This window comes from Eggerthella sp. (genome assembly GCF_048329335.1).
GTDB classification, from domain to species: domain Bacteria; phylum Actinomycetota; class Coriobacteriia; order Coriobacteriales; family Eggerthellaceae; genus Eggerthella; species Eggerthella lenta.
The window spans coordinates 1-1,449 of the sequence record NZ_DBFEGU010000193.1 but is presented as its reverse complement, the minus strand read 5'-3'; the positions used below and the strand labels follow the sequence as shown (position 1 = coordinate 1,449).

General features: G+C 62.5%; 1 protein-coding gene. It reads right to left on the bottom strand.

All coding sequences use genetic code 11. The features are described from left to right. On the bottom strand, nt 1-1,401 hold a 1,401-nt coding region (locus ACMO6A_RS06400), incomplete at its 3' end, for a toxin glutamine deamidase domain-containing protein (RefSeq protein WP_418470927.1). Between the last annotated feature and the right edge of the window lie 48 nt (nt 1,402-1,449).

Below are 1,449 nucleotides of genomic sequence, written 5' to 3'. Positions count from 1 at the left end.
GTCCCTGACGATGTCCTTGTCGTCGACACGGAACATGCGCACGCTTCTCACATCGATGATATCCCTATCGAGGTAGTCATCCAATCTGGATATTTTGCCGTTCTGCGGGTCTATGACGACGGGTTCGCCTCCGTTGGCGCGTGCCGAGGGGCGTTCGATGATGACGATGTGGCCCTGCGCATGCTGGTTCGTGTATCCGAAATGCATGCACCAGCGCTGGCCGATGCCGACATGCCGTTCGATCCTGTCAACGACATTGCCGCGGTTCGGACTGCCGACGGCGAGGATACGTGGATGCAGCCCGGTCGCGCGGTCCACCCACATGCTGTTCGGGTTTTCCGACAGTCTGTCCTGCGTTGAGCTGGTCCTCGCCCTGGCCTCGACGTCGTAGCCTTTCCTTCGGGCGTCATATGCGACGACGCACGACTGGCAGTTGGTGGAGCATCCCCACTTGTTGTCGGCGAATCCGGGATTGGACGTTCCCCTGTCGGCCTGCGTGATGCTCATCGGCTTTCCGGGATGCGCGAGGACCTTGGAGAGTTCGGTTTCGCGTTTCCTGAGGACCTCCCTGCGTTTTTCGGCGCGTTCCTTGCTGATTTTCGCACGGTATTCGGGCGTGCTTCTGTAACTGTGCGAGTCACGGTAGTCTCCGGTCCTGCGCATGACCGGCAGAATCTGGTCGTATGTTCTCGCGGTGCCTTTGGGCAGGCTTTCGGCGGCCTCGTAGTAGTTGTCGATCCACTGTTTCTCCTTGTCGGAGGGGTTCCAGTCGCCGTACACCACTTCGACGGTGCATCCGCAATGCGGATGGAACTTCTCGCCGTCCGTCTGGCGGCGCAGGGCCTTCTGTTCGCTCGTGTACACGGGGCCGCGGCTGCAAAGCATCGCGCAGAACGCGCATGGATGCCCGTCGGACACGCGCCGCCATCCGATGGCGCGCGCGTCCTTGGCGGCCCACTGTTGCAGGGTGAGGCGTCCTCCGGTGAGCACGGCCTCGTGGAACATGCCGATGAACAGTTCGCGTGCGGCCGCGTACGCGGCCTCCTGCGTCTGCCCCATGGCCACGTGCCACAGGATGTTCGCCACGCCTCCCCATTCGAACTGTTTCCCCGTTTGGCTCCGGTTGAAGCGGGGCACTCCGACCTGCATGTCGCCGTCGCCCGTCTCGGCTTTGCGGAAGCGAGGCAGGTATTGGGCGGCCGTGTCGGCGCTGACCTTCCACCATTGTCCGAGCAGGTCGAGCATCGCCCTCTTCCAGATCGGCTGCGTGCGGTCGAGGTCGTTCACGTCGAGGGTGTTGTCCCACACGCGTCGCATCTGGCTGTCCGCGGTGATGGCGAGCGCGACCTGTCGTCTGCGGTGCTGGTCGGTCAGGAGGGTGCCTTTAGCTGTTGATGCCATCGTATGCCCCGTTTCCGTTGAGTTGTCCGATTTGGATTTGGGTTGCGA